At 63.7% G+C, this 20,025-nt stretch carries 19 protein-coding genes; 7 read left to right on the top strand and 12 right to left on the bottom strand.

What is annotated here, in order from left to right; all coding sequences use genetic code 11:
* Positions 1-83 precede the first annotated feature (83 nt).
* A complete protein-coding gene (locus ACSQ3Z_RS22700; RefSeq protein ID WP_436173497.1) occupies positions 84-578 on the bottom strand; it encodes a DUF2244 domain-containing protein in 495 nt (164 codons plus the stop codon).
* A 22-nt stretch (positions 579-600) separates the two neighbouring features.
* Between ACSQ3Z_RS22700 and nth the strand changes: the two genes are divergently transcribed.
* A complete protein-coding gene (gene nth / locus ACSQ3Z_RS22695; protein WP_436173496.1) occupies positions 601-1,425 on the top strand; it encodes an endonuclease III in 825 nt (274 codons plus the stop codon).
* Here the strand turns inward: nth and ACSQ3Z_RS22690 are convergent.
* The 5 genes from ACSQ3Z_RS22690 to ACSQ3Z_RS22670 form a co-directional block, all read right to left on the bottom strand.
* The gene (locus ACSQ3Z_RS22690; RefSeq protein WP_436173495.1) at positions 1,422-2,930 is read right to left on the bottom strand and encodes a tripartite tricarboxylate transporter permease; all 1,509 of its coding nucleotides are present in this window, start codon (positions 2,928-2,930) and stop codon (positions 1,422-1,424) included. The genes nth and ACSQ3Z_RS22690 overlap by 4 nt on opposite strands.
* A gap of 10 nt (positions 2,931-2,940) precedes the next feature.
* Positions 2,941-3,402, bottom strand: coding sequence for a tripartite tricarboxylate transporter TctB family protein (locus ACSQ3Z_RS22685; protein WP_436173494.1), 462 nt, complete (start codon positions 3,400-3,402; stop codon positions 2,941-2,943).
* 97 nt (positions 3,403-3,499) lie between these two features.
* The gene (locus ACSQ3Z_RS22680) at positions 3,500-4,477 is read right to left on the bottom strand and encodes a tripartite tricarboxylate transporter substrate-binding protein (protein ID WP_436173493.1); all 978 of its coding nucleotides are present in this window, start codon (positions 4,475-4,477) and stop codon (positions 3,500-3,502) included.
* A gap of 302 nt (positions 4,478-4,779) precedes the next feature.
* On the bottom strand, positions 4,780-5,109 hold the full coding sequence (locus ACSQ3Z_RS22675) for a hypothetical protein (RefSeq protein ID WP_436173492.1): 330 nt from the start codon (positions 5,107-5,109) through the stop codon (positions 4,780-4,782).
* Between the two features lie 71 nt (positions 5,110-5,180).
* Entirely contained in the window at positions 5,181-5,636 is a 456-nt protein-coding gene (locus ACSQ3Z_RS22670) for a DUF2214 family protein (RefSeq protein ID WP_436173491.1), read from the bottom strand.
* Between the two features lie 235 nt (positions 5,637-5,871).
* On the opposite strand from ACSQ3Z_RS22670, the gene ACSQ3Z_RS22665 reads away from it, so the two are divergent.
* The gene (locus ACSQ3Z_RS22665) at positions 5,872-6,411 is read left to right on the top strand and encodes a GNAT family N-acetyltransferase (protein ID WP_436173490.1); all 540 of its coding nucleotides are present in this window, start codon (positions 5,872-5,874) and stop codon (positions 6,409-6,411) included.
* Positions 6,412-6,441: 30 nt separating this feature from the next.
* Here the strand turns inward: ACSQ3Z_RS22665 and ACSQ3Z_RS22660 are convergent, their stop codons facing one another.
* Both ACSQ3Z_RS22660 and ACSQ3Z_RS22655 read right to left on the bottom strand, forming a co-directional pair.
* Positions 6,442-8,925 carry an EAL domain-containing protein gene (locus tag ACSQ3Z_RS22660; RefSeq protein WP_436173489.1) on the bottom strand — a complete coding sequence of 828 codons (2,484 nt, stop codon included), beginning with the start codon at positions 8,923-8,925 and terminating at the stop codon, positions 6,442-6,444.
* 326 nt (positions 8,926-9,251) lie between these two features.
* Complete coding sequence (locus ACSQ3Z_RS22655; RefSeq protein WP_436173488.1) at positions 9,252-10,004, bottom strand: IclR family transcriptional regulator; 753 nt, start codon at positions 10,002-10,004, stop codon at positions 9,252-9,254.
* A gap of 203 nt (positions 10,005-10,207) precedes the next feature.
* Between ACSQ3Z_RS22655 and ACSQ3Z_RS22650 the strand changes: the two genes are divergently transcribed.
* From ACSQ3Z_RS22650 to ACSQ3Z_RS22630, 5 genes are all read left to right on the top strand, one after another.
* Entirely contained in the window at positions 10,208-11,185 is a 978-nt protein-coding gene (locus ACSQ3Z_RS22650) for a Bug family tripartite tricarboxylate transporter substrate binding protein (RefSeq protein ID WP_436173487.1), read from the top strand.
* 130 nt (positions 11,186-11,315) lie between these two features.
* A complete protein-coding gene (locus ACSQ3Z_RS22645) occupies positions 11,316-11,852 on the top strand; it encodes a tripartite tricarboxylate transporter TctB family protein (protein WP_436173486.1) in 537 nt (178 codons plus the stop codon).
* 4 nt (positions 11,853-11,856) lie between these two features.
* Positions 11,857-13,380, top strand: a complete 1,524-nt coding sequence (locus ACSQ3Z_RS22640; protein ID WP_436173485.1) for a tripartite tricarboxylate transporter permease — start codon at positions 11,857-11,859, stop codon at positions 13,378-13,380.
* Positions 13,381-13,395: 15 nt separating this feature from the next.
* Complete coding sequence (locus ACSQ3Z_RS22635) at positions 13,396-14,580, top strand: CaiB/BaiF CoA transferase family protein (protein ID WP_436173484.1); 1,185 nt, start codon at positions 13,396-13,398, stop codon at positions 14,578-14,580.
* The gene (locus tag ACSQ3Z_RS22630) at positions 14,577-15,428 is read left to right on the top strand and encodes a citryl-CoA lyase (protein ID WP_436173483.1); all 852 of its coding nucleotides are present in this window, start codon (positions 14,577-14,579) and stop codon (positions 15,426-15,428) included. Before ACSQ3Z_RS22635 ends, ACSQ3Z_RS22630 begins: the two co-directional genes overlap by 4 nt.
* A gap of 9 nt (positions 15,429-15,437) precedes the next feature.
* Here the strand turns inward: ACSQ3Z_RS22630 and ACSQ3Z_RS22625 are convergent, their stop codons facing one another.
* The 4 genes from ACSQ3Z_RS22625 to ACSQ3Z_RS22610 all read right to left on the bottom strand — a co-directional run bounded on the left by ACSQ3Z_RS22625 (position 15,438) and on the right by ACSQ3Z_RS22610 (position 19,932).
* Positions 15,438-15,914, bottom strand: a complete 477-nt coding sequence (locus ACSQ3Z_RS22625; RefSeq protein ID WP_436173482.1) for an NUDIX hydrolase — start codon at positions 15,912-15,914, stop codon at positions 15,438-15,440.
* A gap of 135 nt (positions 15,915-16,049) precedes the next feature.
* Positions 16,050-16,349: a hypothetical protein gene (locus tag ACSQ3Z_RS22620; RefSeq protein WP_436173481.1), complete on the bottom strand. Its 300-nt coding sequence runs from the start codon at positions 16,347-16,349 to the stop codon at positions 16,050-16,052.
* A 158-nt stretch (positions 16,350-16,507) separates the two neighbouring features.
* A complete protein-coding gene (locus ACSQ3Z_RS22615) occupies positions 16,508-17,200 on the bottom strand; it encodes a response regulator transcription factor (protein WP_436173480.1) in 693 nt (230 codons plus the stop codon).
* Positions 17,197-19,932: a DUF4118 domain-containing protein gene (locus ACSQ3Z_RS22610; protein WP_436173479.1), complete on the bottom strand. Its 2,736-nt coding sequence runs from the start codon at positions 19,930-19,932 to the stop codon at positions 17,197-17,199. Before ACSQ3Z_RS22610 ends, ACSQ3Z_RS22615 begins: the two co-directional genes overlap by 4 nt.
* Between the last annotated feature and the right edge of the window lie 93 nt (positions 19,933-20,025).

The following is a 20,025-nucleotide window of genomic DNA, read 5'->3' as shown; positions in this document are numbered from 1 at the left end:
GAACTGAGGACACCATCTTGGCTGGTGAAAAAGGCTGCGCAAGATCGGCAGGCTGCTGCGATATCGTTTCTGACGGAGCGAATTCAACGCGTCTTTGCGGTCGCCAATGCTTGTGAAAAAGCCGTCGCGAAACTCTCGCGGTCGTCGGGATTGAGGAAGCTGCCGATCGAGACGGTTTGTCCCTGCGCCTCCACCGCCATCCTGGTGATGCCGATCTCGGCATGGCGGGCGATCGAGAAACGAGACCAGGACGGATTGAAGCGATGCGCTTCCGATTTGCCTGACGGCGCCGTCTTGCGGATGTCGAGGCTGGTTCGGGAGACCGACACCTCTTCGCGGGCGCGGGCGGCGCGGTAGTTGGCGCGGAAGGCGATGTAGACGCCGATCACGTCGAGGCCGAAGAAGCCGAACACCGGCCATGCGCCGCGCGACAGGAAGAACGCCCCGGTCACCAGCCAGCCGAACAGCAGCGCGCCCATGAGCACGAAAAAGCCGGTGCGGCCGAGCGAGCGGTGCGGTGTCAGCAGGGCGTGGAAGAAGGGCTCGTCGGCCTGGAAAGAGGCGTTTGTGTCGCTCATGCCGGGATATTATAGGAAGGGTATGGCGAGCCCCAAGTCCAAAAAATCTTCGATGCCCAAAAATTCCCCGATGCCCAAAAAAAAGGAATTGCCGCCCGGCCGGCGCGACGGCTCGAACGCAAAGCCGCGACCGAGGCCGGCGCGGTCCCGTTCGCTCTACAGCGCGGCCGAAGTGCACGAGATCTTCCGGCGCTTTTCCGTGCAGCGGCCAGAGCCGAAGGGCGAGCTCGAGCATGTCAACGCCTTCACGCTGCTGGTGGCGGTGGTGCTTTCGGCTCAAGCCACCGATGCCGGCGTCAACAAGGCGACGCGGGCGCTGTTCAAGGTCGCCGACACGCCGCAAAAGATGCTGGCGCTGGGCGAGGCAAAGGTCGGCGATTACATCCGCACGATCGGTCTCTGGCGCAACAAGGCCAGGAACGTCATTGCGCTGTCGCAGGCGCTAATCGCCGACCATGGCGGCGAGGTGCCCGACGACCGCGAGCAACTGGTCAAGCTGCCCGGGGTTGGGCGCAAGACCGCCAATGTCGTGCTCAACATGGCCTTCGGCCAGCACACGATGGCGGTGGACACGCATATACTGCGCATCGGCAACAGGCTCGGCCTGGCGCCCGGCAAGACGCCGGAACAGGTCGAGCAGGGGCTGCTGAAGATCATTCCGGACGAATACATGCGCCACGCGCATCACTGGCTGATCCTGCATGGCCGCTATGTCTGCAAGGCGCGCAAGCCGGATTGTCCGGCCTGCGTCATTGCCGACATCTGCAAGGCGGCGGAGAAGACGACCGACGTGCCGGCGCCTTTGGTGCCGATCGGGCCACTCGGCGCAGCGGACGAAGTGGCTTAATTCTCCTCCACAAACACCTCTTCGCGCTTCTTCTTGACCGCGGGCAGGAAGACGATGACGAGCACGGCGAGCGCAATGAAAAGCAGGCCGGCGCTGATCGGTCTCGTCACGAAGGTGCTCGGGTCGCCGCGCGAGAGAATCATGGCGCGGCGCAGGTTTTCCTCGAGCAGCGGGCCGAGCACGAAGCCGAGCAGCAGTGGCGCAGGTTCGCAGCGCAGTTTGGTCAGGAGGTAGCCGAGGACGCCGAAGAAGGCGACCGCGTAGAGGTCGTAGACGTTGGTGTTGACGCTGTAAACGCCGATCGAGCAGAACGCCATGATGATCGGGAAGAGCACGTAATAGGGGATCGTGAGGAGCTTCACCCAAAGCCCGATCAGCGGCAGGTTCAGGACGATCAGCATCAGATTGCCGATCCACATCGAGGCGATGATGCCCCAAAACAGCGCCGGCTGTTCGGTCGCGACATTGGGGCCGGGTACGATGCCCTGGATGATCATCGCGCCGATCATCAGCGCCATTACCGGGTTGGCCGGAATGCCGAGCGTCAGCATGGGGATGAAGGAGGTCTGGGCGCCGGCATTGTTGGCCGATTCCGGTCCGGCGACGCCTTCGATGGCGCCTTTGCCGAATTCCCCCGGATTTTTCGATACGCGCTTTTCGACCGTGTAGGAGGCAAAGGCTGCAAGGATCGCGCCGCCTCCCGGCAGGATGCCGAGCGCCGAGCCGATGATCGTTCCGCGCACGATGGGCGCCGCCATGCGCCGAAAATCCTCGCGGGTCGGCATCAGGCCGGAGACCTTGCGGATCAGCACGGAGCGCTCATGCTCGTTCTCGAGGTTGCGCAGGATCTCGGCGACGCCGAAGACGCCGACCGCCACCGCGACGAAATTGAGCCCGTCCGCATATTCGGGGATGTTGAGCGTGAAGCGCGGCGTGCCGGTGTAGATGTCGGTGCCGACAATGCCGAGCAGCAGGCCGAGCACGACCATCGCCAGCGCCTTGACGATCGAGCCGTGGGCGAGCGCGACGGACGAGACGAGCCCGACGATCATCAGCGAAAAATACTCGGCCGCGCCGAATTCCAACGCTATCGCCGTCAGCGGTGGGGCAAAAATGGCGACGAGGAAGGTCGACACCGTGCCGGCAAAGAACGAGCCTATCGCCGCGATCGCGAGTGCCGCCCCGGCGCGGCCATTTTTGGCCATCTGATAGCCGTCGATTGCGGTGACTGCCGACGAGGATTCGCCGGGCATATTGATGAGAATGGCGGTGGTGGAGCCGCCATATTGCGCGCCGTAATAGATGCCGGCGAGCATGATGAGGGAGGACACCGGATCGCCGATCTGGAAGGTGATCGGCAAGAGCATGGCGATGGTTGCGGTGGCTCCGATGCCGGGCAGGACGCCGATCAGCGTGCCGAGAAGGACGCCGATCAGGCAGAAACCGAGATTTGTCAGCGATGTGGCCGTCGAAAAGCCGAGCGCCAGATTGGCGAGGAGTTCCATGGTCATCTCCTCACAATGGCAGCCACGGACCAAAGCGCCGGAACGGTAGGCCGAGTGCGTAGCTGAAGACCAGGAACGCAAACAGCGTCAGGCCGGCCGACAGCACGAGCGCGGTCAGCGGCTTCATGCGGCCGCTGGCAAATGATGCGATCAGCGCCGTCAGGAAGATCGACGGGATGAAGCCGAGGCCGCGCACCGTCAGGCCGAAAAAGATCGGAGCGGGAAGGATGAACAGCATGCCACGCCACGCTATGTGGCCGATCGGCTCGCTCTCGAAGCGCACCGCCTGGACGAGGATGACAACGCCAAGCAGGATCAGCACGACCGCCAGGACCAGCGGGAAATAACCCGGCCCCATGCGGAAGGCGGTGCCGATTTCGAGGCCGAGCGACTGAGCTGCGAAAAATGCGCCGAAACCGATGAACAGCGCGGCGCATAGGCCGTTGGTCCTGTCGATTGCGAAAGGTTTCATGACGTTCCTCCCAGGCCCGCGTCTGGAGCGCGACACGATGCAATGCGAAAACGGAGCCGAAGCGAAACGGGGCGCTGGTAGCGCCCCGTTCGAAACCTCAGTCGGCGTACTGGCCGGCGGCTTCGATGATCGGCTTCCAGCGCCCGATCTCGCCTTCCAGCTTTGCCTTCAGCGCCGCCGGCGTCGCGTCGGCCTCGGATGACGGCTTGGTGCCGAGTTCTGCGAAGCGAGCGGCGACGTTCTGGTCCTTCAGCGCGACCTGCAGCGATTTCGACAGCCGTTCGGTGATCTCGGCCGGCGTGCCCTTGGGTGCATAGATGCCGTGCCAGATGCCGACCTGCACCTCGGGAAGGCCGCCTTCCGTCGTCGTGGGGACGTCCGGCAGCACATCGAGGCGTTCCGGCGAGGTCACGGCGTAGGCCTTGATCGTGCCGCCCTTGATCTGCTTCGTGGTATTGGTCGTCTGGTCGCACATGATGTCGACCTGGCCACCGAGAAGGTCGGTCATCGCCGGGCCAGTGCCCTTGTATGGCACGGTGACCAGCGGCGTCTTGATGCCGCTCATGAACAGCATGCCGCACAGATGCGAGGCCGCACCTATGCCGGCATTGGCGACGGTGATGCTGTCCTTGTTGGCCTTGGCGTACTCGACCAGCCCCTTCAAGTCGGTCGGCTCGAGGTCCTTGCGGCCAACGATGGTCATCGGCACCTCGGTGACGAGGCCGACATATTCGAAGGCGTTCAGCGTGTCGTATGCGAGTTTCCGGTATAGCGTCGCGCTGGTCGCCATGCCGATATGATGGAGGAGCAACGTATAGCCGTCCGGCTCCGCCTTCGCGACGCGACCGGCGCCCAGCGTGCCGCCGGCGCCGCCGACATTCTCGACGATGACCTGCTGGCCGAGATCCCTCGACATGGCTTCCGCGACGAGACGCGTGACCGTGTCGGTCGGGCCACCGGCCGCAAACGGCACCACGACAGTGATGGTGCGTTCGGGATAGGTCTGGGCGCCTGCGGCGAACGGATAAAGGGTGATAGCAGCGGCGGCAGCCAGAGCGGCGACAAATCTTCTCATCGTGGTTCCTCCCAGAAATTCTAATCTCCAACCACTGCGCGGAGTTCCTCTCAACACCGGCTGCGGATAGAGCAGTAACTAGTGCAAGCTAGCAGATTGCAATCGGACTGAAACGGCAAACAGCGATTATCCGCAACTGTCCGCACCCAATGGGTGGAAAGTGTTTGGGCCGGGAGATGGGCGCGGGATTCGCAATGGTCGAAATCTGTCGGTCGTGCGTAGGCGAATACTGGTTGCGGACCTCTCGGCCCCTCCTCCGAACTATTCCACTAGCTGTAGCCGCGCGCCGACCACACAAATTTTTATACCGAATAGTTAAAATGCCTTCCTTCGCCGTAGTCGTACAACTGAACGGATCTGCCCAAAATTCGACCGGAAAAGTGCCCCCCACTCTCGTAGTCATATCCGGAAAAATTGGCACCGGTCACGCGAAGGCTGACGTGAGCGCCCAATCCATAGTGATACATGTTGCCTGAATTTACTCCGCTCAAATGGGAGCCACTATCATAGTCGTAGTTACTCGACATATGGCTGTGCCGGGCCTTCTCATAGCTGTAGATTGAACTTGTGGCCTTCTTCAAAGCGCGGGCCGCCGCTGCATAGGCTACTGCGCGTCGGATTTCTTCCTTCATGGCAAGGCTCCGAATGATTCGAAGAACAATTGTAGAACATTCGGTTGCAAATGGCGAGTCGAGGTTCAGCCTCAGTAGCCGTAGCCGCGTGCCATCGCTGCCGCGAAGACCGGGATCAGCAGGAAGATGAACGCCTCGGCGCGCACATAGCTGCGCACGGATGCAAGTTCCGCCGCCGGCACCTGGAAGCCGGGGCTGGCGGCGGCCTGCCTGTTCCAGGAGATGAAGCGGATGGTCGGGATGATCGACAGCAGGCCGACAATGGCGAAGGCCGCCATCTTCGCCCAGAACATCCAGTTGTAGACATAGAATTCCCAGCCTTTCAGGCCATAGAAGACCCGGCCGATGCCGACGACGATGATCAGCGCGGCGATGATGCCGTAGTGACGATCGATGCCGGCGAGCCGCTTGAGCGTCGCGGCGGGCAAGTCGCTGCGGATCAGCACAAATTCGGCGCCGATGATGCCGGCCAGCGAAAACACCAGCAGATGATGGACGATGGCCAGCACGAGGTCGGTGGTATCCATGCTTTCTCCCTTCGATCGGACGCCGCGGCAAGGAGCGCCTGAATCGGCACCGGCCGAAGAGTAGCATCGTCGATCAAAATTCCCAGATACGCCGGTGGTGGACATCTGGCCGTCGGCGCTATTGACGCCATCTGCTGACAGTCCGGTCGTCCTGGAAGATGATCCATGCTGTCGTGGCTCTTGCCCCACGCAAGCCATTTGCTAGGCGCGGGACAACTCAACCGAGGCAAATTCCATGGCCAGTCCAAAGGCAGCCGGCGTACCGGTCATCGAAACGGCGCGCACCATTCTCAGGGCGCACCAGCTGGATGATTTCGACGCCTATGTCGCCATGTGGGCCGATCCCGGCATCACCCGTTTCATCGGCGGCAAGCCGCGGACGCGCGAGGAAAGCTGGATGCGCTTCCTGCGCCATGCCGGCCTGTGGTCGCTTCTGGGCTACGGCTTCTGGGCGATAGAGGACAAAGCCACCGGCCGCTTCATCGGCGAGGCCGGCTTCCACGACCTGAAGCGCGACATCGAGCCGTCGATCGAAGGCGTGCCGGAGGCCGGCTGGGCGCTGGCGCCGCGGGCGCACGGCCAGGGCCTGGCCAGCGAAGTCGTGAGACGGGTTCTCGCTTGGGGCGACGAGACATTCCAGGGTGCAAGAACGGTCTGCATCATCGATCCGGAAAACACCGCTTCGCTGAATGTCGCGGCAAAGTGCGGCTACCAGGAAGTGCTCAGGACCACCTATCACGATGGTGCGACGATCCTCCTGCAGCGGCAGCCTTAGAGCAATTCCAGGAAAGTGCGCAGCGGCCCGTCATCCGGCCTTGCGCAACTTGCGCGTAAGGTCGCTCCACGGGTCGTCGTCGGTGCCCGGTGCCGTGCCAGGTTTCAGCAGGGGCGTCGAAGCGTCGAAAGGTTGCGGCCGGGCAATCGCATAGCCCTGGGCGTAATCGACGCCGATCGCCTTCAGCGCCTCGACGATGCTGTCGTTTTCGACGAACTCGGCAATGGTGCGCTTGCCCATCACCTTGCCGATATGATGGATCATCTCGACCATGGCGCGGTCGATCCGATCCTCCAGCATGTCCTTGACGAAGCTGCCATCGATTTTCAGATAATCGACGGGCAAGTGCTTGAGATAGGCGAAGGACGACATGCCGGAGCCAAAGTCGTCGAGGGCGAAGCGGCAACCCAGTTTGCGCAAGTCGGCAATGAAACGCATGGCGTTGGTGAGGTCGGCAATCGCGCTGGTCTCCGTGATCTCCAGGCAGATCATGCCGGGCGGAATGCCATGGACATCGAATTGTTCACGCAGGAAGCCGAGGAACGTGTCGTCGCCGAAACTTGCTCCCGATAGATTGATCGCGCAGGTGGCGATGGGAGCGGCCTGAGGGTTGGCAAGGCGGACAGCCAGGACGCTGAAAGTGTTGCGCACGACCCAACGGTCGATCGACGGCATCAGGCCGTAGCGCTCGGCTGCCGGAATGAAGCTGGCCGGCGAAACGATGAGGCCATCCTCGTCGGTCAGCCGCAGCAATATTTCGACATGAGCACCGGCCTCGGCCGCGGCGGCGTTGAGCGGCCAGATCTCCTGGACGTGAAGCTTGAAGCGGTTTTCTTCCAGCGCCGCATGCAGGCGCTGGACCCAGGCCATTTCGCTGAAACGTTCGCGCAAGGCCGTGTCGCTGTCGCTGTGCAGCTGCACGCGGTTGCGGCCTTTCTCCTTGGCGATATAGCAGGCGACATCGGCTGCCTGCAGGGTATCCTTGAGCGTGATTTCGGCATCGGTGATCTCGACCATGCCGATGCTGACGCTCATGTTGAAAGGCCTGCCGCTCCAGGCAAAATGCAGGTCCTGAACGGTCGCGCGCAGCCGTTCGGCGATCTCGGACGCGAGATCCGGACCGCAATCGAAGAGCAGGACGCCAAATTCGTCGCCGCCCAGGCGAGCCAGTATGTCGTCGGGCCGCAGCTCGTTGCCGAGCAGCATGGAAACCTGCCGCAACAACTGATCGCCCGCCGCATGACCACAGGTGTCGTTGACGAGCTTGAACTGGTCGAGGTCCAGGAACATCAAGGCATGCTGGCGCGGCCGGTAGTGCAAGTCCGCGATCGTTTTTTGCAGGCTGCTTTCGAATGTGCGCCGGTTGGTGAGCCCAGTCAGCCCGTCATGCGATGCCTGCCATGACAGGCGCTCGATGTAATCCTGTTCGCGCGTCATATCGTGGAAGGCCAGCACCGCGCCGACGACCTGGCCGGAAACCAGCAGCGGCGCGCCTGTCAGCGCGACAGGAACGACGGAGCCATCGGCGCGTCGCAACAATTGCGGCCGTTCATTGGAGTGCAGTGGCTCGCCTGCCAGCAGGCGTTCCATCAGTCGGTGCTCCTCGATGCCGCTGTCCCTGTCGACCAGCTTGAACAGCGACGCGATCGGCTGGCCTCTTGCCTCGCTGAACGGGCGTTCCAGCAGACGCTCCGCGACTGCGTTCATGTAATCCAGCCGTCCATCAGCTCCCGTGCTGATGACAGCCTGGCCAATCGAGGCCAGCGTGATCTGAGCGCGCTCGCGCTCGGCGTTGAGGGCGATCTCGAAAGCCTGTCGCTGCGCCAGGAGTTTGCGGGTGCGCCACACGGCAAGCAGGATGAGCAAGGCGGCGGTGGCAAGGTTCGCCAGTGTCAATGCCATCTTGATGAAGCGGGATCCCTCGCCGAGGCTTTCGGAGAAGGACTTTGACAGCGGTCCGATCTGATGGTTGAGGCTGTGAATCTCCGCCTTCCAGACGGCGATCTGCGCCGCCGTCGGCGGACCCTCTTCATACTTCTGGTGTATCGCGGTGCCGAGGCGGTCGAGCGCGAGGATCATGCCGTCGGCGGCGGTCCAGTGCTGGATGGCGATGTCGAGGTAGCTCACATCACGAAAGTTCTGGAACAGCCAGATCATGCCCGGCACGTCGTCGGGGTGATTTCTGCCGTGCAGGAAGCCGGCGCGCGCCGCGCCGATGTCGGGTTCGGGCTGCTCGAGGGCAAGCCGCGCCGAATGATCGGCGAGCGGGACCGCTATGGCGCCGCGGTATTCATCGAAGAAGTCCTGCCTGCCGGTGTCGGCATAGAGGCTGAGAAAATAGATGGCCTGCTTCTGTCCCTTCGACCAGTGGCTCTCGCCGCCGACATAGGCGCGTACCGCCGACAGACTGTAGAGGCTGCCGCTGGCCAGCAGCGCCTGGACGAGAACCACGAGGACGAACGGCCAGACCAGCCCGAGCAGACGGGGGCTGGTATCTGCCGGTGACAGCCTCATCAAGCTTCCATGGGAATAGCCATGGCCCCCGTGAATTTGCCCTGCCGGCTGATCAGCATGCCGGCCAAGTGTCGCGTACTCCCCCATGCCGCGCTGCAGTCCGCGACTGAAGTTCGACTAGCATACTGGCCTTAACAGCCGATAAACTCTTCGAATATTTTGCCTTGAGTGCCGCGTACTGCTGCAGAAACAGATTACGCCGCCTTATGCATACGACTTTCTGACAAGTTTCATTGCATTCGATTGGTTCCGTATCCTCTTTCACTGTCCGCGTCTGCGATGCGGAAGAGCAGGCAAGGACGAGAACCCGTGGACACGCCGGTGCTTTACGAGTGGGGATCGGCTTTCGATCGGGCGTGTTCGAGCATCGAGGCATCTTCCCCGAAAGCGCGCGTGGCGCGGGCTGCCGCCTCCAGCAGGGATGGCGTCATGCGCTGCAGGAAGGCCGCATCGACACGCGTGCTCGGGCCGGCCAGCGTCAGCGCGCCAAGCAGGGTGCGCCCCGGACCGAACACCGGTGCGGATACGCCGGCCGTCTCGGGGTCGCGGTCGCCCACCGACAGATGATGATAGGTTGCGCGGATGGTTTCGTAGGGTTCGCCCTGTTCACCGGAGAACGCCGCTAGCACGCGACCTCCCGAACCCAGCAGCAGCGGCAGCACATCGCCTTCCCTGATGGTGTAGCGGATCGGATGCTTGGACTCGACGCGGTAGAGGCACGTGCGGACATCGCCCGAGCGGACGTAGAAGGCGACGCTTTCCCAGCTCTGCTCGGCCAGGTCGCGCATGATCGGCAGCAGGATGTCGACCGCCGCCACCGAACGCTGGTAGATCGCACCGAGCCGGAAGGTGGCTGGGCCGACACGGTAACGGCCATCGTCGAGACGCTCCAGCAACTGGCCGCGCAGCAGCGAGCCCGCCAACCTTAGGATCGTGCTCTTGTAGAGACCGGTGCGGGCGGCGATTTCGGCCAGGCTGAGCGACTTGTCAACCGAGGCGAAGGCGTCGAGAATGGCGATGGCGCGATCGAGCGCGGCAACGCCGTCCGCTGGTGCGGATCTGGACCGTATGTCATTCATCGGCTTGACGATTTCGTTTCGGTTCCCGGTTCGGACGAAGACCCCAACCGGGCAAACTATGCCGGATGCCATGCATTCTGTCTAGTAGAATGCTGTTCCTGTTGACAGAACGCGGTAACATCTGCTTGAACTTGATCGCGGTCTGAATTCAGGCCACGTTTCTGGCAGGCACCGGAGGAGGTGTCGCGATTTGGAGGAATCCCATGCTGAACAGACGCAAATTCCTAACGAGCACCGCCGCGGCAGGCGCCGCCGGTTTCGCCGCACTGCACTTCACACCCGCTTTCGCACAGGACGCACCGCAGATCCAGATCTTCGTGCCGGCGGCGCCCGGTGGTGGCTGGGACCAGACGGCGCGCACCATTGATCAGGTGCTGCGTTCTGAAAAACTGATTTCCGGCTCGCAGATCACCAATGTCGGCGGCGCCGGCGGTACGGTCGGCCTGCCGCAGTTCGTCAACCAGTGGAACGGCAAGGGCAATTCACTGATGGTGGCCGGCATGGTCATGGTCGGTGCCATCATCGCCAACAAGTCGGCCAACAACCTCACCGAGGTGACGCCGATCGCGCGCCTCACCGGCGAATTCGAAGCGCTGGTGGTGCCGGCCGCCTCGCCGTTCAAGACGGCCGCCGATTTCGTCGCCGCGCTGAAGGCGGATCCGACCAAGGTGCCAGTGGCCGGCGGTTCCGCCGGTGGCTCGGACCATATCCTCTTCGGCCTGATCGCCAAGACGGCCGGCGTGCCGGCGACCAACCTCTCCTACGTGCCGTTCGCCGGTGGTGGCGAGGCACTTTCGGCACTGCTCGGCAACCAGGTCGCGGCCGGCATTTCCGGCTATGGCGAGTTCGCCGAACAGGTCAAGGCGGGCGCGCTGCGACTGCTCGCGATCTCGGCCGACAAGCGCCAGGATGGCATCGACGCGCCGACGCTGAAGGAGGCCGGCATCGACGTCGAACTGTTCAACTGGCGCGGCGTCTTTGCACCGCCCGGTGTCTCCGACGCCGACAAGGCCGCCATGGTCACCCTGATCGAGACCATGGCCAAGAGCGATGCCTGGGCAATGGAGTGCAAGAACCGCAACTGGACGCAGATCCTGCTGACCGGCGACGACTACGCCAAGTTCCTCACCGAGGACACTGCCCGTATCGCTGCGATCCTCAAGGATCTCGGCCTCGCCTGATGCTTCCGAAGGGGGCGGCCGCGCCGCCCCCTTTTTGGAGGCTCCGCAACCGCATGGACATGCGATCCATCGCGGGTGAGACTGCGGTCAGGGCCGGCCGTGGGAGGCTGGCCATCTTGGGAGGACATTCATGAGCACCAGCGACCAGCAGGCGCCGCCGCGGCACCTTGCAATGCCTGAATTGTTGATCGGCATCGGGCTTCTCGCCTGCGCCGCGGCCGTGGCCTGGCAGACGTTGGCGATCCCGGTATCGCCGCTTTACTCCAAAGTCGGCCCGACCGTCTTTCCCTATCTTACCATGACAGGGATGTTGGTGCTTTCCCTGCTCCTCATCGTCGCCGCGCTGAGGGGCGGTTGGCAGCCGGAGGAGGAAAAGGAAACGCCGACCGACTGGAAGGCGATGGGCTTCGTGGCCGCTGGGCTGGTCGCCAACCTGCTGCTGATCCATCCGCTGGGCTTCACCGCCGCCTCGGTGATCATGTTCGTTCTCATCTGCTACGGGTTCGGCAGCAAGCATCCGTTGCGCGATGCGCTGCTTGGACTGATCCTGGCGCTTGCTGCCTATTTCGGTTTCGCCAGGGCGCTTGGTGTCAACATCGGCGCCGGCTTCATCGAGAACCAGCTGAACGCGGTCATCAACGCGATCATCGGCATGGCGAGGGGCTGAAGCGATGGAAACCCTCAATCAGCTCGCACATGGATTTTCGGTCGCTTTCACGCCAGTCAACCTCATGTGGTGCCTGCTCGGCACGACATTGGGAACGGCGATCGGCGTGCTGCCCGGCCTCGGGCCCGCGCTGACCATCGCTTTGCTTTTGCCGATCACCTACCAGGTGGCGCCGGAAGCCTCCTTCATCCTGTTCGCCGGTATCTACTACGGCGCCATGTATGGCGGCTCGACGACGTCGATCCTGCTCAACACGCCGGGCGAAAGCGCCACCATCGTCACCGCGCTCGAAGGCAACCGCATGGCCCGTTCCGGCCGCGGCGGCGCGGCATTGGCGACGTCGGCGATCGGCTCGTTCGTTGCCGGCACTATCGGCACGCTGGGCGTCGCCTTCCTGGCGCCAATCGTGGTCAAGTTCGCGCTGGCCTTCGGCCCGGCCGAGTATTTCTCGCTGATGGTACTGGCCTTCATCACGGTTTCGGCGGTGCTCGGCTCGTCGTCGGTGCGGGGGCTCACCAGCCTGTTCGCCGGCTTCGTCATCGGCATGATCGGCGTCGACCTGCAGACGGGCCAGCCGCGCTTCACCTTCGGCATGGGCGAACTGCTCGACGGTGTCGACGTCATCATCGTCGCGGTCGGCCTGTTCGCGGTCGGCGAGACGCTCTACATGGCCTCGCGCCGCTACGCCGGCAAGGACGAGATCGTGCCGCTGAAAGGCTCGCTCTACATGACCGCGGCCGAATGGGGACGCTCGTGGAAGGCGTGGCTGCGCGGTGCGGCGATCGGCTTTCCGATCGGCGCCATGCCGGCCGGCGGCGCCGAAATCCCGACCTTCCTGTCCTACGCCATCGAGAAGAAGCTGTCGAAACACAAGGAGGAGTTCGGCACGGTCGGCGCTATCGAAGGCGTTGCCGGTCCGGAAGCCGCCAACAATGCCTCGGCCGCCGGCGTGCTGGTGCCGATGCTTACGCTCGGCCTGCCGACCTCGGCAACGGCGGCGATCATGCTGTCGGCCTTCCAAAGCTACGGCATCAATCCAGGGCCGCTGCTTTTGACGACGCAGGCCAACCTCGTCTGGGGCCTGATCGCCAGCCTGTTCATCGCCAACGTCATCCTGGTTATCCTCAATTTGCCGCTGATCGGGCTCTGGGTGCGGCTGTTGAAGATCCCGGCACCGCAGCTTTATGCCGGCATCTTGGTCTTCGCCACCGTTGGCACCTACGGCATCTCGCAGTCGCCGATCGACCTCGTCATCCTCTATCTGCTGGGTGCCGCCGGTTTCCTGATGCGGCGCTTCGATTTCCCGACCGCGCCTGTGATCATCGGCATGATCCTCGGGCCACTCGCCGAGACGCAGTTCCGTCGGGCGATGACCATCTCGAACGGCGACTGGTCGGTGTTCTACACGCACAAGCTGTCGCTGACGCTGCTGACGCTGGCCTTCATCGGCCTGGCGGGGCCGCATATTTGGGCCTTTATCGAGCATCGCCGGCGGCGCGGGCCGGAGCATGTGCCTGGCGATGCCTGACCTGTCTGGAGCATCATGACCGACCTGCTTTCCGGCATCCGCGTGCTCGACCTGACCAATGTGCTGGCCGGCCCGTACTGCGCCTACCAGCTGGCACTGCTCGGCGCCGACGTGATCAAGGTGGAGGCGCCGCGGGGCGGCGACCTGGCACGCCAGCTCGGTGCTTCGCCCGCGCTCAACCAGGCCGGCATGGGCGCCTCGTTCCTGGCGCAGAACGCCGGCAAACGATCGGTGGTGCTCGATCTCAAGAAAGACGCCGATCGCGAGCGTTTCCTCGATCTGGTCGCCTCCGCCGACGCGCTGGTCGAGAATTTTAGGCCTGGCGTCATGGATCGGCTGGGCCTCGGCTATGAGAGGTTGAAAGAGGTCCGCCCCGGCCTCGTCTATTGCGCGATATCGGGGTTTGGCCAGACCGGGCCGATGCGCGACAATCCGGCCTATGACCAGATCATCCAGGGTCTCTCCGGCATCATGAGCATCACCGGCACGCCGGAGACGGCGCCGCTGCGCGTCGGCTACCCGGTCGCCGATACGCTGGGTGGGTTAGTCGGGGCGTTTGCGATCGCCGCCGCGCTGGTGAAGCAGAAACTGTCCGGCGAGGGGGCCTTCCTCGATGTGTCGATGCTCGAATGCACGCTCTCGGCACTCGGCTGGCCGGTGTCCAACTATCTGACGGCTGATGTCGAGCCGCAGCCGATGGGCAATGAGAATATGACGGCCGCCCCCTCCGGGGCGTTTCGCACCGGGGACGGCCTGCTCAACATCGCCGCCAACAAGCAGGAGCAGTTCGTCACGCTTTGCCAGTTGATCGGGCTGCCGGAGCTGGCGTCGGATCCACGCTTTGCCGAGCGCGAAACGCGCAAGCAGAACCGCGCTGCGCTGAAGGGATTGATCGAGGAGGCCCTGGCGGGCGCCTCGGCGGCCGAATGGGAAGAGAAGCTGAACCGCGCCGGCGTGCCGGCAGGACGGGTGCTGACAATCCCGCAGGTGCTTGGCGAAGCGCAGGTGACAGAGCGCGACATGACCACGCGCTTCGACGGCCTGCCCGGCATGGACAAGCCGCTGACCGTCGTGCGCGGCGGGTTCATGGTCGACGGCGCGGCCCCCTTGCCGACCAGGGCGCCACCGGTGCTGGGCGAGCACATGGACGAGATTTTCGCCGACCTGCCGCCGCGAGCCAAGACAAGGGCGCGGGCATGAGCGGTCCGGAGAAAAAGACCGGCCGCGAGCGTGGCGAGGAGTGGTGGCAGACCGATATCATCGAGATGCGGCCAGGCGTGATCCGGCTGCGCGGCTATGAGATCCAGGACCTGATCGGCCGCATCAGCTTTCCGGCGATGATCTGGCTGATGCTGCGTGGCGAACTGCCAGACGAGGAGCAGGCGACGCTGCTCGGCATTGCGCTGGGCGCCGCCGTCGACCACGGCCCGCAGGCGCCTTCGATCGCTATTGCCCGCATGGCGGCAACCTGCGGCGTCGGTATCAACAGCGCCATGGCCTCGGCCATCAATGTGCTGGGCGACGTGCATGGCGGCGCCGGCGAACAGGCGCTTTCCTTCTATGGCGATATTGCCGCGGCACTGGATCAAGGCACGGCGCTTGCCGATGCCGTGGCGGCACGGCTCGACCGTTTCTTCGCCGAGGAAGAGGGCTATGTGCCGGGCTTCGGCCATCGCTTCCATCCGGTCGATCCGCGCGCGCCGCGCCTCATTGAGGTGACGCGTGATTTTGCCGCGCGCGGGATCATCGGCGGGCGCTTCGCCGACATCGCCGAGGCGATCGAGGCCGAGCTTGCACAGCGCAAGGGCAAAACCATCCCGCTCAACATCGATGGCGCTACCGCCGTGATCTATGGCGAGCTCGGTTTCCCGCCGGCGCTGACGCGCGGCCTGTTCGTCCTGTCGCGCTCGGTCGGCATATTGGCGCATGCGTGGGAGCAATCGCAGCAGAGCGACCGCAACAAGGGGCCGCTGCCGCGCGAATGGCTGTGGGCCTATACCGGGATGCCTGTGCGGCCATTTCCCGGGCGCGACGAGGAAAGCAACTGAGGCGTCGCCTCAGAGTCCGCCGGCGGACTCAGGCTGAGAGAACTTCAAATCCCTGAGCAGCGTCGACAGATCCGGCTCGTCGATGAGCAGCGCCGCGTCTTCCGGCGCCAGCCATGCCCGCTGCCGGCTTTCGGCCTCCTGCCAGTTCGCCAGTTCCTCAGTCGCCTCCAGCAGGTAGACAATGACGTCGACACGGATGAAGCCGTTCTCCAGCCTTTTCCAGTAGGAATAGGTGCCGGCCGGGTCTTTCAATGTCTTGCCGAGAACGCCGGCTTCTTCCTGTGCCTCGATCGTGGCTGCCTTGCGCCCGCTCTTGCCCTTCATCGGCCAGCCCTTGGGCACGATGAAGCGCCTGGTCGTGCGCGACGTCACCAGCATCACCTCGATATCGCCATCCGCGCCCAGCCGAAAGGGAATGGCCGCGACCTGGCGGATCCGTTCACCGTTCTTTGCCTTGCGTACCGCTTTCTTCTTGATCGTCGCCATTTGCTCAAAAACCGGTCGAGACAGCATCTCCGTTGCGCGAGAGAGCTGCCGTCGTGCAAACCCCAAACCCGCCCTCGATGCAATGTGACATTTCCGGCAGATAAGTCGGCTAAATAAATCGAAAATGCCGGCTTGTCAGCGGCAACCCGTCAGAATTGCGTTGCCCAGCACCTGACAAGGCGGCTTGACGACCGGCACCTGCGGTCGAGGCTGCGGCACGATTTGACGATCCTGGGCGCGATATTGCTGCTGCTGTTGCTGGAATTGCTGCCGCTGCAGCCTGTTCTGCAAGGCCTGCAAGTCGTTCTGCTGGATCAGAATATTACGATTTGTTGGAGTAACGGCTTGCGCCAAGGCATACGGGGCTGCAACCGGTAGCATCGCTGTCGCCAGCATGGCCGACATGAAAACCGTCGATAAACGAAGCTGCGGCATCGATCCGCTCCCGCGTGAAAACCTGCCATTTATATAGGGCATTTGACCGGCGGTGCCATGGTCATCTCGCTCAACGGCTTCGGCGGCGCGCTGGCCAGGACGGCGGAGCTGTCGGCCGACTGAGCGATTTCTACGAAACGCTGAGCAGGCGCGCCTGCTCAGTCGACCTCGCGCAAGCGGTATCCCACGCCGGTCTCGGTGGTGATGTAGCGCGGCTGGTCCGGCGTCTTCTCGATCTTCTGCCTGAGCTGGCGAACATAGACCCTGAGATATTGTACGTCGGTGGAATCGCCCCAGACCTGCTTCAGCAGGAAATGGTGGGTCAGCACCTTGCCGGCATGCTGCACAAGGATGCGCAATATGTCGTATTCCTTGGGCGAGAGTTTTACCTCCTTGCCTTCCACCTTGACGATGCGCTTGACCAGGTCGACCATGAGATCGCCGGTGTGGAACACCGGTTTCTCGCCCTGCTGCTGGAACTTGTGGCGCAATGCCACGCGGATGCGCGCGACCAGCTCGTTCATGCCGAACGGCTTGGTGACATAGTCGTCGGCGCCGAGCTCGAGCGCCTGGACGATGCCTGCCTCGTCGGTACGGCTGGACAGGATGACCACGGGAATGTCGAGGCCATCGTCACGCCATTTGCCAAGCAGTTCGTGGCCGCTCATGCCGGGCAGGCCGAGATCGAGCAGGATCAGGTCCGGCTTCTCCGTCTCCACAAGCTCTATCGCCGCCTTCGCGTTCGGCGCCTCCGAGACCGCATAGCCCTGGCTGCCGAGGCCGACGCGCAGCAGTTTGCGGATCGGCGGTTCGTCGTCGACGACCAATATGGTGACGTTCTGATGCGTCATGCTACATCACCGACAGTCTGGTCGTCCGCTTTGGGCTCGTTCACGTCCGGCAGCTCCGTCGGCACCGGCATGCGAATGGTGAAGATCGCGCCTGGGCGATCGGTCCGGTTTGCCGCCGTGATCGTGCCGCCCATCCCTTCGATGAAACCACGGCAAATCGACAGGCCAAGGCCGGTGCCGGCGCGCACCTGGTCGCGCTTGCGCACCCGGTAGAAGGTATCGAAAATCCGCTCCAGATCGGCAGGTGGAATGCCCAGACCCTCGTCCATGATCTGCAGGATGACAAAGCCATTGTCGACCCAGCCCTGCAGCCGGATGGTCGAGCCGGGCGGCGCATATTTCGCGGCGTTGTCGAGGAGATTGAACAGCGCCTGCTCGAACAGGACGGGGTCGAGCCGCAGCATCGGCAGATCGGACGGGATGTCGATCTCGGTCTTGTGCTCCTCGGTGATCTTGCGCGCCCGCCGCAAGGCCGAACCGACGATGTCGCCGACAAAGTGGAAGGCGAAGTTCGGCTCCATCGCGCCGGATTCGATCTTGGTCATGTCGAGCAGATTGGCGATGAAGCGGTTCAGCCGCTCCGATTCATCGAGCACGGTCGACAGCAGTTCGGCCCGGTCTTTCTCGGGCAGCGCCGGCGCGAATTCCCTCAGCGTGCCGGCAGCGCCCATGATGGCGGCGAGTGGCGTTTTCAGGTCATGCGAGATGGACGTCAGCAGCGCCGAGCGCAAACGGTCGGCCTCGGCCGCGAGCTTGGCGCGGTCGACGTCGGCAACAAGCTGGATGCGCTCGATGGCGACCGCCGCCTGGTCGGCGAGCGCATCGAGCAGGCGCTGCTGCTCGGGCGTCAGCAGCGGCCCCTGCTTGTCATTGTCGAGGCCGACGACGCCGACAGCCGTGCGCCCAGTGCGCAGGGGAAGATAAAGGCGTTTTGCGCCGGGCAGCGTGTCGGCGCCGCGCCCGGCGGCGCGGTCGTGCTCCCAGGCCCAACGGGCGGCCGCGATGTCGGCCTCGGCCAGCGTGTCGTCGGGCGGATAGCCGGCCTTGACGGTGATCGTGCCGTTCTCGGGCAGAAGCAGCACGACCCGCAGCTTCAGCATCGAGGCGATCTGGAAGGCGGTGGCCCACAGGACGTCGTCGAGCGTGCCGGCGCCGGCGAGCTTCTTTGAAAAGAGATAGATGTCTTCCGTGGCCCGTGCGCGGGAACGGGCGGCGACCGCCTGGCGCTGCACGCGCGCCGTCAAATTGCTGGCGATGACGGCGACAACGAGGAAGACGGCAAGCGCAACAATGCTTTCCGGGTCCCTGATCGTCAGCGTGTAGCGCGGCTCCAGGAAAAAGAAGTTGAAGGCAAGGGCGCTGACGAAACAGGCGTACAGCGCCGGCCAGAATCCGCCGGTCACCGCCGATGTCAGCACCGCTATGAGAAAAATGATCGCGAGATTGCGGACGTCGAGAAACTGGTCGAGAACCGCGCTGAAGGCGAGCGAGCCCGCGACATAGGCCGTGGCAAACAGATAGGGCCAAACCTCGAACGGCCTCTGCTCGGTCGCCGCCCTGACGTTCCTCGACGTCGCTTCGCTGCCCCGCTCGGTTCCCGAAATGACATGGACGCTGATGTCGCCGGCATTGCGGATGAGATCGTAAGTGAGCGAGCCTTCGATCAGTTCGCGCCAGCGCGATCGGGTCGGCCTGCCGATCACGATATGGGTGAAATTGTTCGCCGTCGCGTGGCGGACGATGTCCTGCGCGATGTTCTGGCCCGGAATGGTCGTCACCTCGGCGCCGAGCTGCTCGGCAAGGCGCAGCAGCGTCGCCAGCCGATCCTTGTCCTCCTCGGACATGGCGGCCGAGCGTGGCGTGTCGACATGAAGCGCCGTCCAGGGGGCGCGGAGCCGGTCGGCCAACCTGCGCGCATAGCGGACGCGGGCCGCCCCGCCGGGACGCGCGTCGACGCAGACGAGCACCCTTTCGCCAGCCGCCCACGGTCCCGGAATGGCATGCGCCTGCATGTGGTTGAGCAGCTGCTCGTCGACGCGCTGGGCTGTGCGCCGCAGCGCAAGTTCCCTGAGCGCCGTCAGATTGCCCGGCGAGAAATAATTCTCGATGGCGCGCTGGGCGGTGTTGGGGAAATAGACCTTGCCTTCCTTCAGCCGCTGGATCAGGTCGTCGGGGGTGAGGTCGATGATCTCGATGTCGTCGGCCTGGTCGATGATGGAGTCGGGGACCGTCTCGCGCACCCTGACATGGGTGATCTGCGCCACGACATCGTTCAGGCTCTCGACATGCTGGATGTTGAGCGTCGTGTAGACGTCTATGCCGTTCGCCAGGATTTCCTGCACGTCGAGATAGCGCTTGGGGTGGCGGCTGCGCGGTGCATTGGTGTGGGCGAGTTCGTCGACGAGAACCAGCTTGGGGCGGCGGGCAAGGATGGCATCGATGTCCATCTCGTCCAGCATGCGCCCCTTGTAGTCGACCTTCTGGCGCGGGATGACCTCGTAGCCTGTCACCAGCGCCAGGGTTTCCTTGCGGCCGTGCGTCTCGACGACGCCGATCACCACATCCATGCCGTCGGCCAGCCTGGCGCGGCCCGCCATCAACATCTCGTAGGTCTTGCCGACGCCGGGTGCGGCGCCGAGGAATATCCTCAGGCGGCCGCGCTCCTCCCGCTCCGCATGCTCGAGCAGCGCGTCCGGAGAGGGTCTGGTATCGTTGCTTCTGTCCTCTGGCATTTGATCCCAGAGCAGTTCAACGTTCACGGAAACGCTGGACCGCTCTATCTCTTTGTTTTCACGCAATTCCGGACGGAAAACCGCTGCGCACTT

This window comes from Mesorhizobium sp. LjNodule214, assembly GCF_964252735.1.
Taxonomy (GTDB): Bacteria; Pseudomonadota; Alphaproteobacteria; order Rhizobiales; family Rhizobiaceae; genus Mesorhizobium.
The sequence above is the reverse complement of the archived record's forward strand: the minus strand, read 5'-3'. Positions and strand labels throughout refer to the sequence as shown.

Coding starts and splice junctions, on each gene's coding strand:
- ACSQ3Z_RS22700 (WP_436173497.1), bottom strand. CDS start 578: ATGAGCGACACAAACGCCTCTTTCCAGGCCGACGAGCCCTTCTTCCAC.
- nth (WP_436173496.1), top strand. CDS start 601: ATGGCGAGCCCCAAGTCCAAAAAATCTTCGATGCCCAAAAATTCCCCG.
- ACSQ3Z_RS22690 (WP_436173495.1), bottom strand. CDS start 2,930: ATGGAACTCCTCGCCAATCTGGCGCTCGGCTTTTCGACGGCCACATCG.
- ACSQ3Z_RS22685 (WP_436173494.1), bottom strand. CDS start 3,402: ATGAAACCTTTCGCAATCGACAGGACCAACGGCCTATGCGCCGCGCTG.
- ACSQ3Z_RS22680 (WP_436173493.1), bottom strand. CDS start 4,477: ATGAGAAGATTTGTCGCCGCTCTGGCTGCCGCCGCTGCTATCACCCTT.
- ACSQ3Z_RS22675 (WP_436173492.1), bottom strand. CDS start 5,109: ATGAAGGAAGAAATCCGACGCGCAGTAGCCTATGCAGCGGCGGCCCGC.
- ACSQ3Z_RS22670 (WP_436173491.1), bottom strand. CDS start 5,636: ATGGATACCACCGACCTCGTGCTGGCCATCGTCCATCATCTGCTGGTG.
- ACSQ3Z_RS22665 (WP_436173490.1), top strand. CDS start 5,872: ATGGCCAGTCCAAAGGCAGCCGGCGTACCGGTCATCGAAACGGCGCGC.
- ACSQ3Z_RS22660 (WP_436173489.1), bottom strand. CDS start 8,925: ATGAGGCTGTCACCGGCAGATACCAGCCCCCGTCTGCTCGGGCTGGTC.
- ACSQ3Z_RS22655 (WP_436173488.1), bottom strand. CDS start 10,004: ATGAATGACATACGGTCCAGATCCGCACCAGCGGACGGCGTTGCCGCG.
- ACSQ3Z_RS22650 (WP_436173487.1), top strand. CDS start 10,208: ATGCTGAACAGACGCAAATTCCTAACGAGCACCGCCGCGGCAGGCGCC.
- ACSQ3Z_RS22645 (WP_436173486.1), top strand. CDS start 11,316: ATGAGCACCAGCGACCAGCAGGCGCCGCCGCGGCACCTTGCAATGCCT.
- ACSQ3Z_RS22640 (WP_436173485.1), top strand. CDS start 11,857: ATGGAAACCCTCAATCAGCTCGCACATGGATTTTCGGTCGCTTTCACG.
- ACSQ3Z_RS22635 (WP_436173484.1), top strand. CDS start 13,396: ATGACCGACCTGCTTTCCGGCATCCGCGTGCTCGACCTGACCAATGTG.
- ACSQ3Z_RS22630 (WP_436173483.1), top strand. CDS start 14,577: ATGAGCGGTCCGGAGAAAAAGACCGGCCGCGAGCGTGGCGAGGAGTGG.
- ACSQ3Z_RS22625 (WP_436173482.1), bottom strand. CDS start 15,914: ATGGCGACGATCAAGAAGAAAGCGGTACGCAAGGCAAAGAACGGTGAA.
- ACSQ3Z_RS22620 (WP_436173481.1), bottom strand. CDS start 16,349: ATGCCGCAGCTTCGTTTATCGACGGTTTTCATGTCGGCCATGCTGGCG.
- ACSQ3Z_RS22615 (WP_436173480.1), bottom strand. CDS start 17,200: ATGACGCATCAGAACGTCACCATATTGGTCGTCGACGACGAACCGCCG.
- ACSQ3Z_RS22610 (WP_436173479.1), bottom strand. CDS start 19,932: ATGCCAGAGGACAGAAGCAACGATACCAGACCCTCTCCGGACGCGCTG.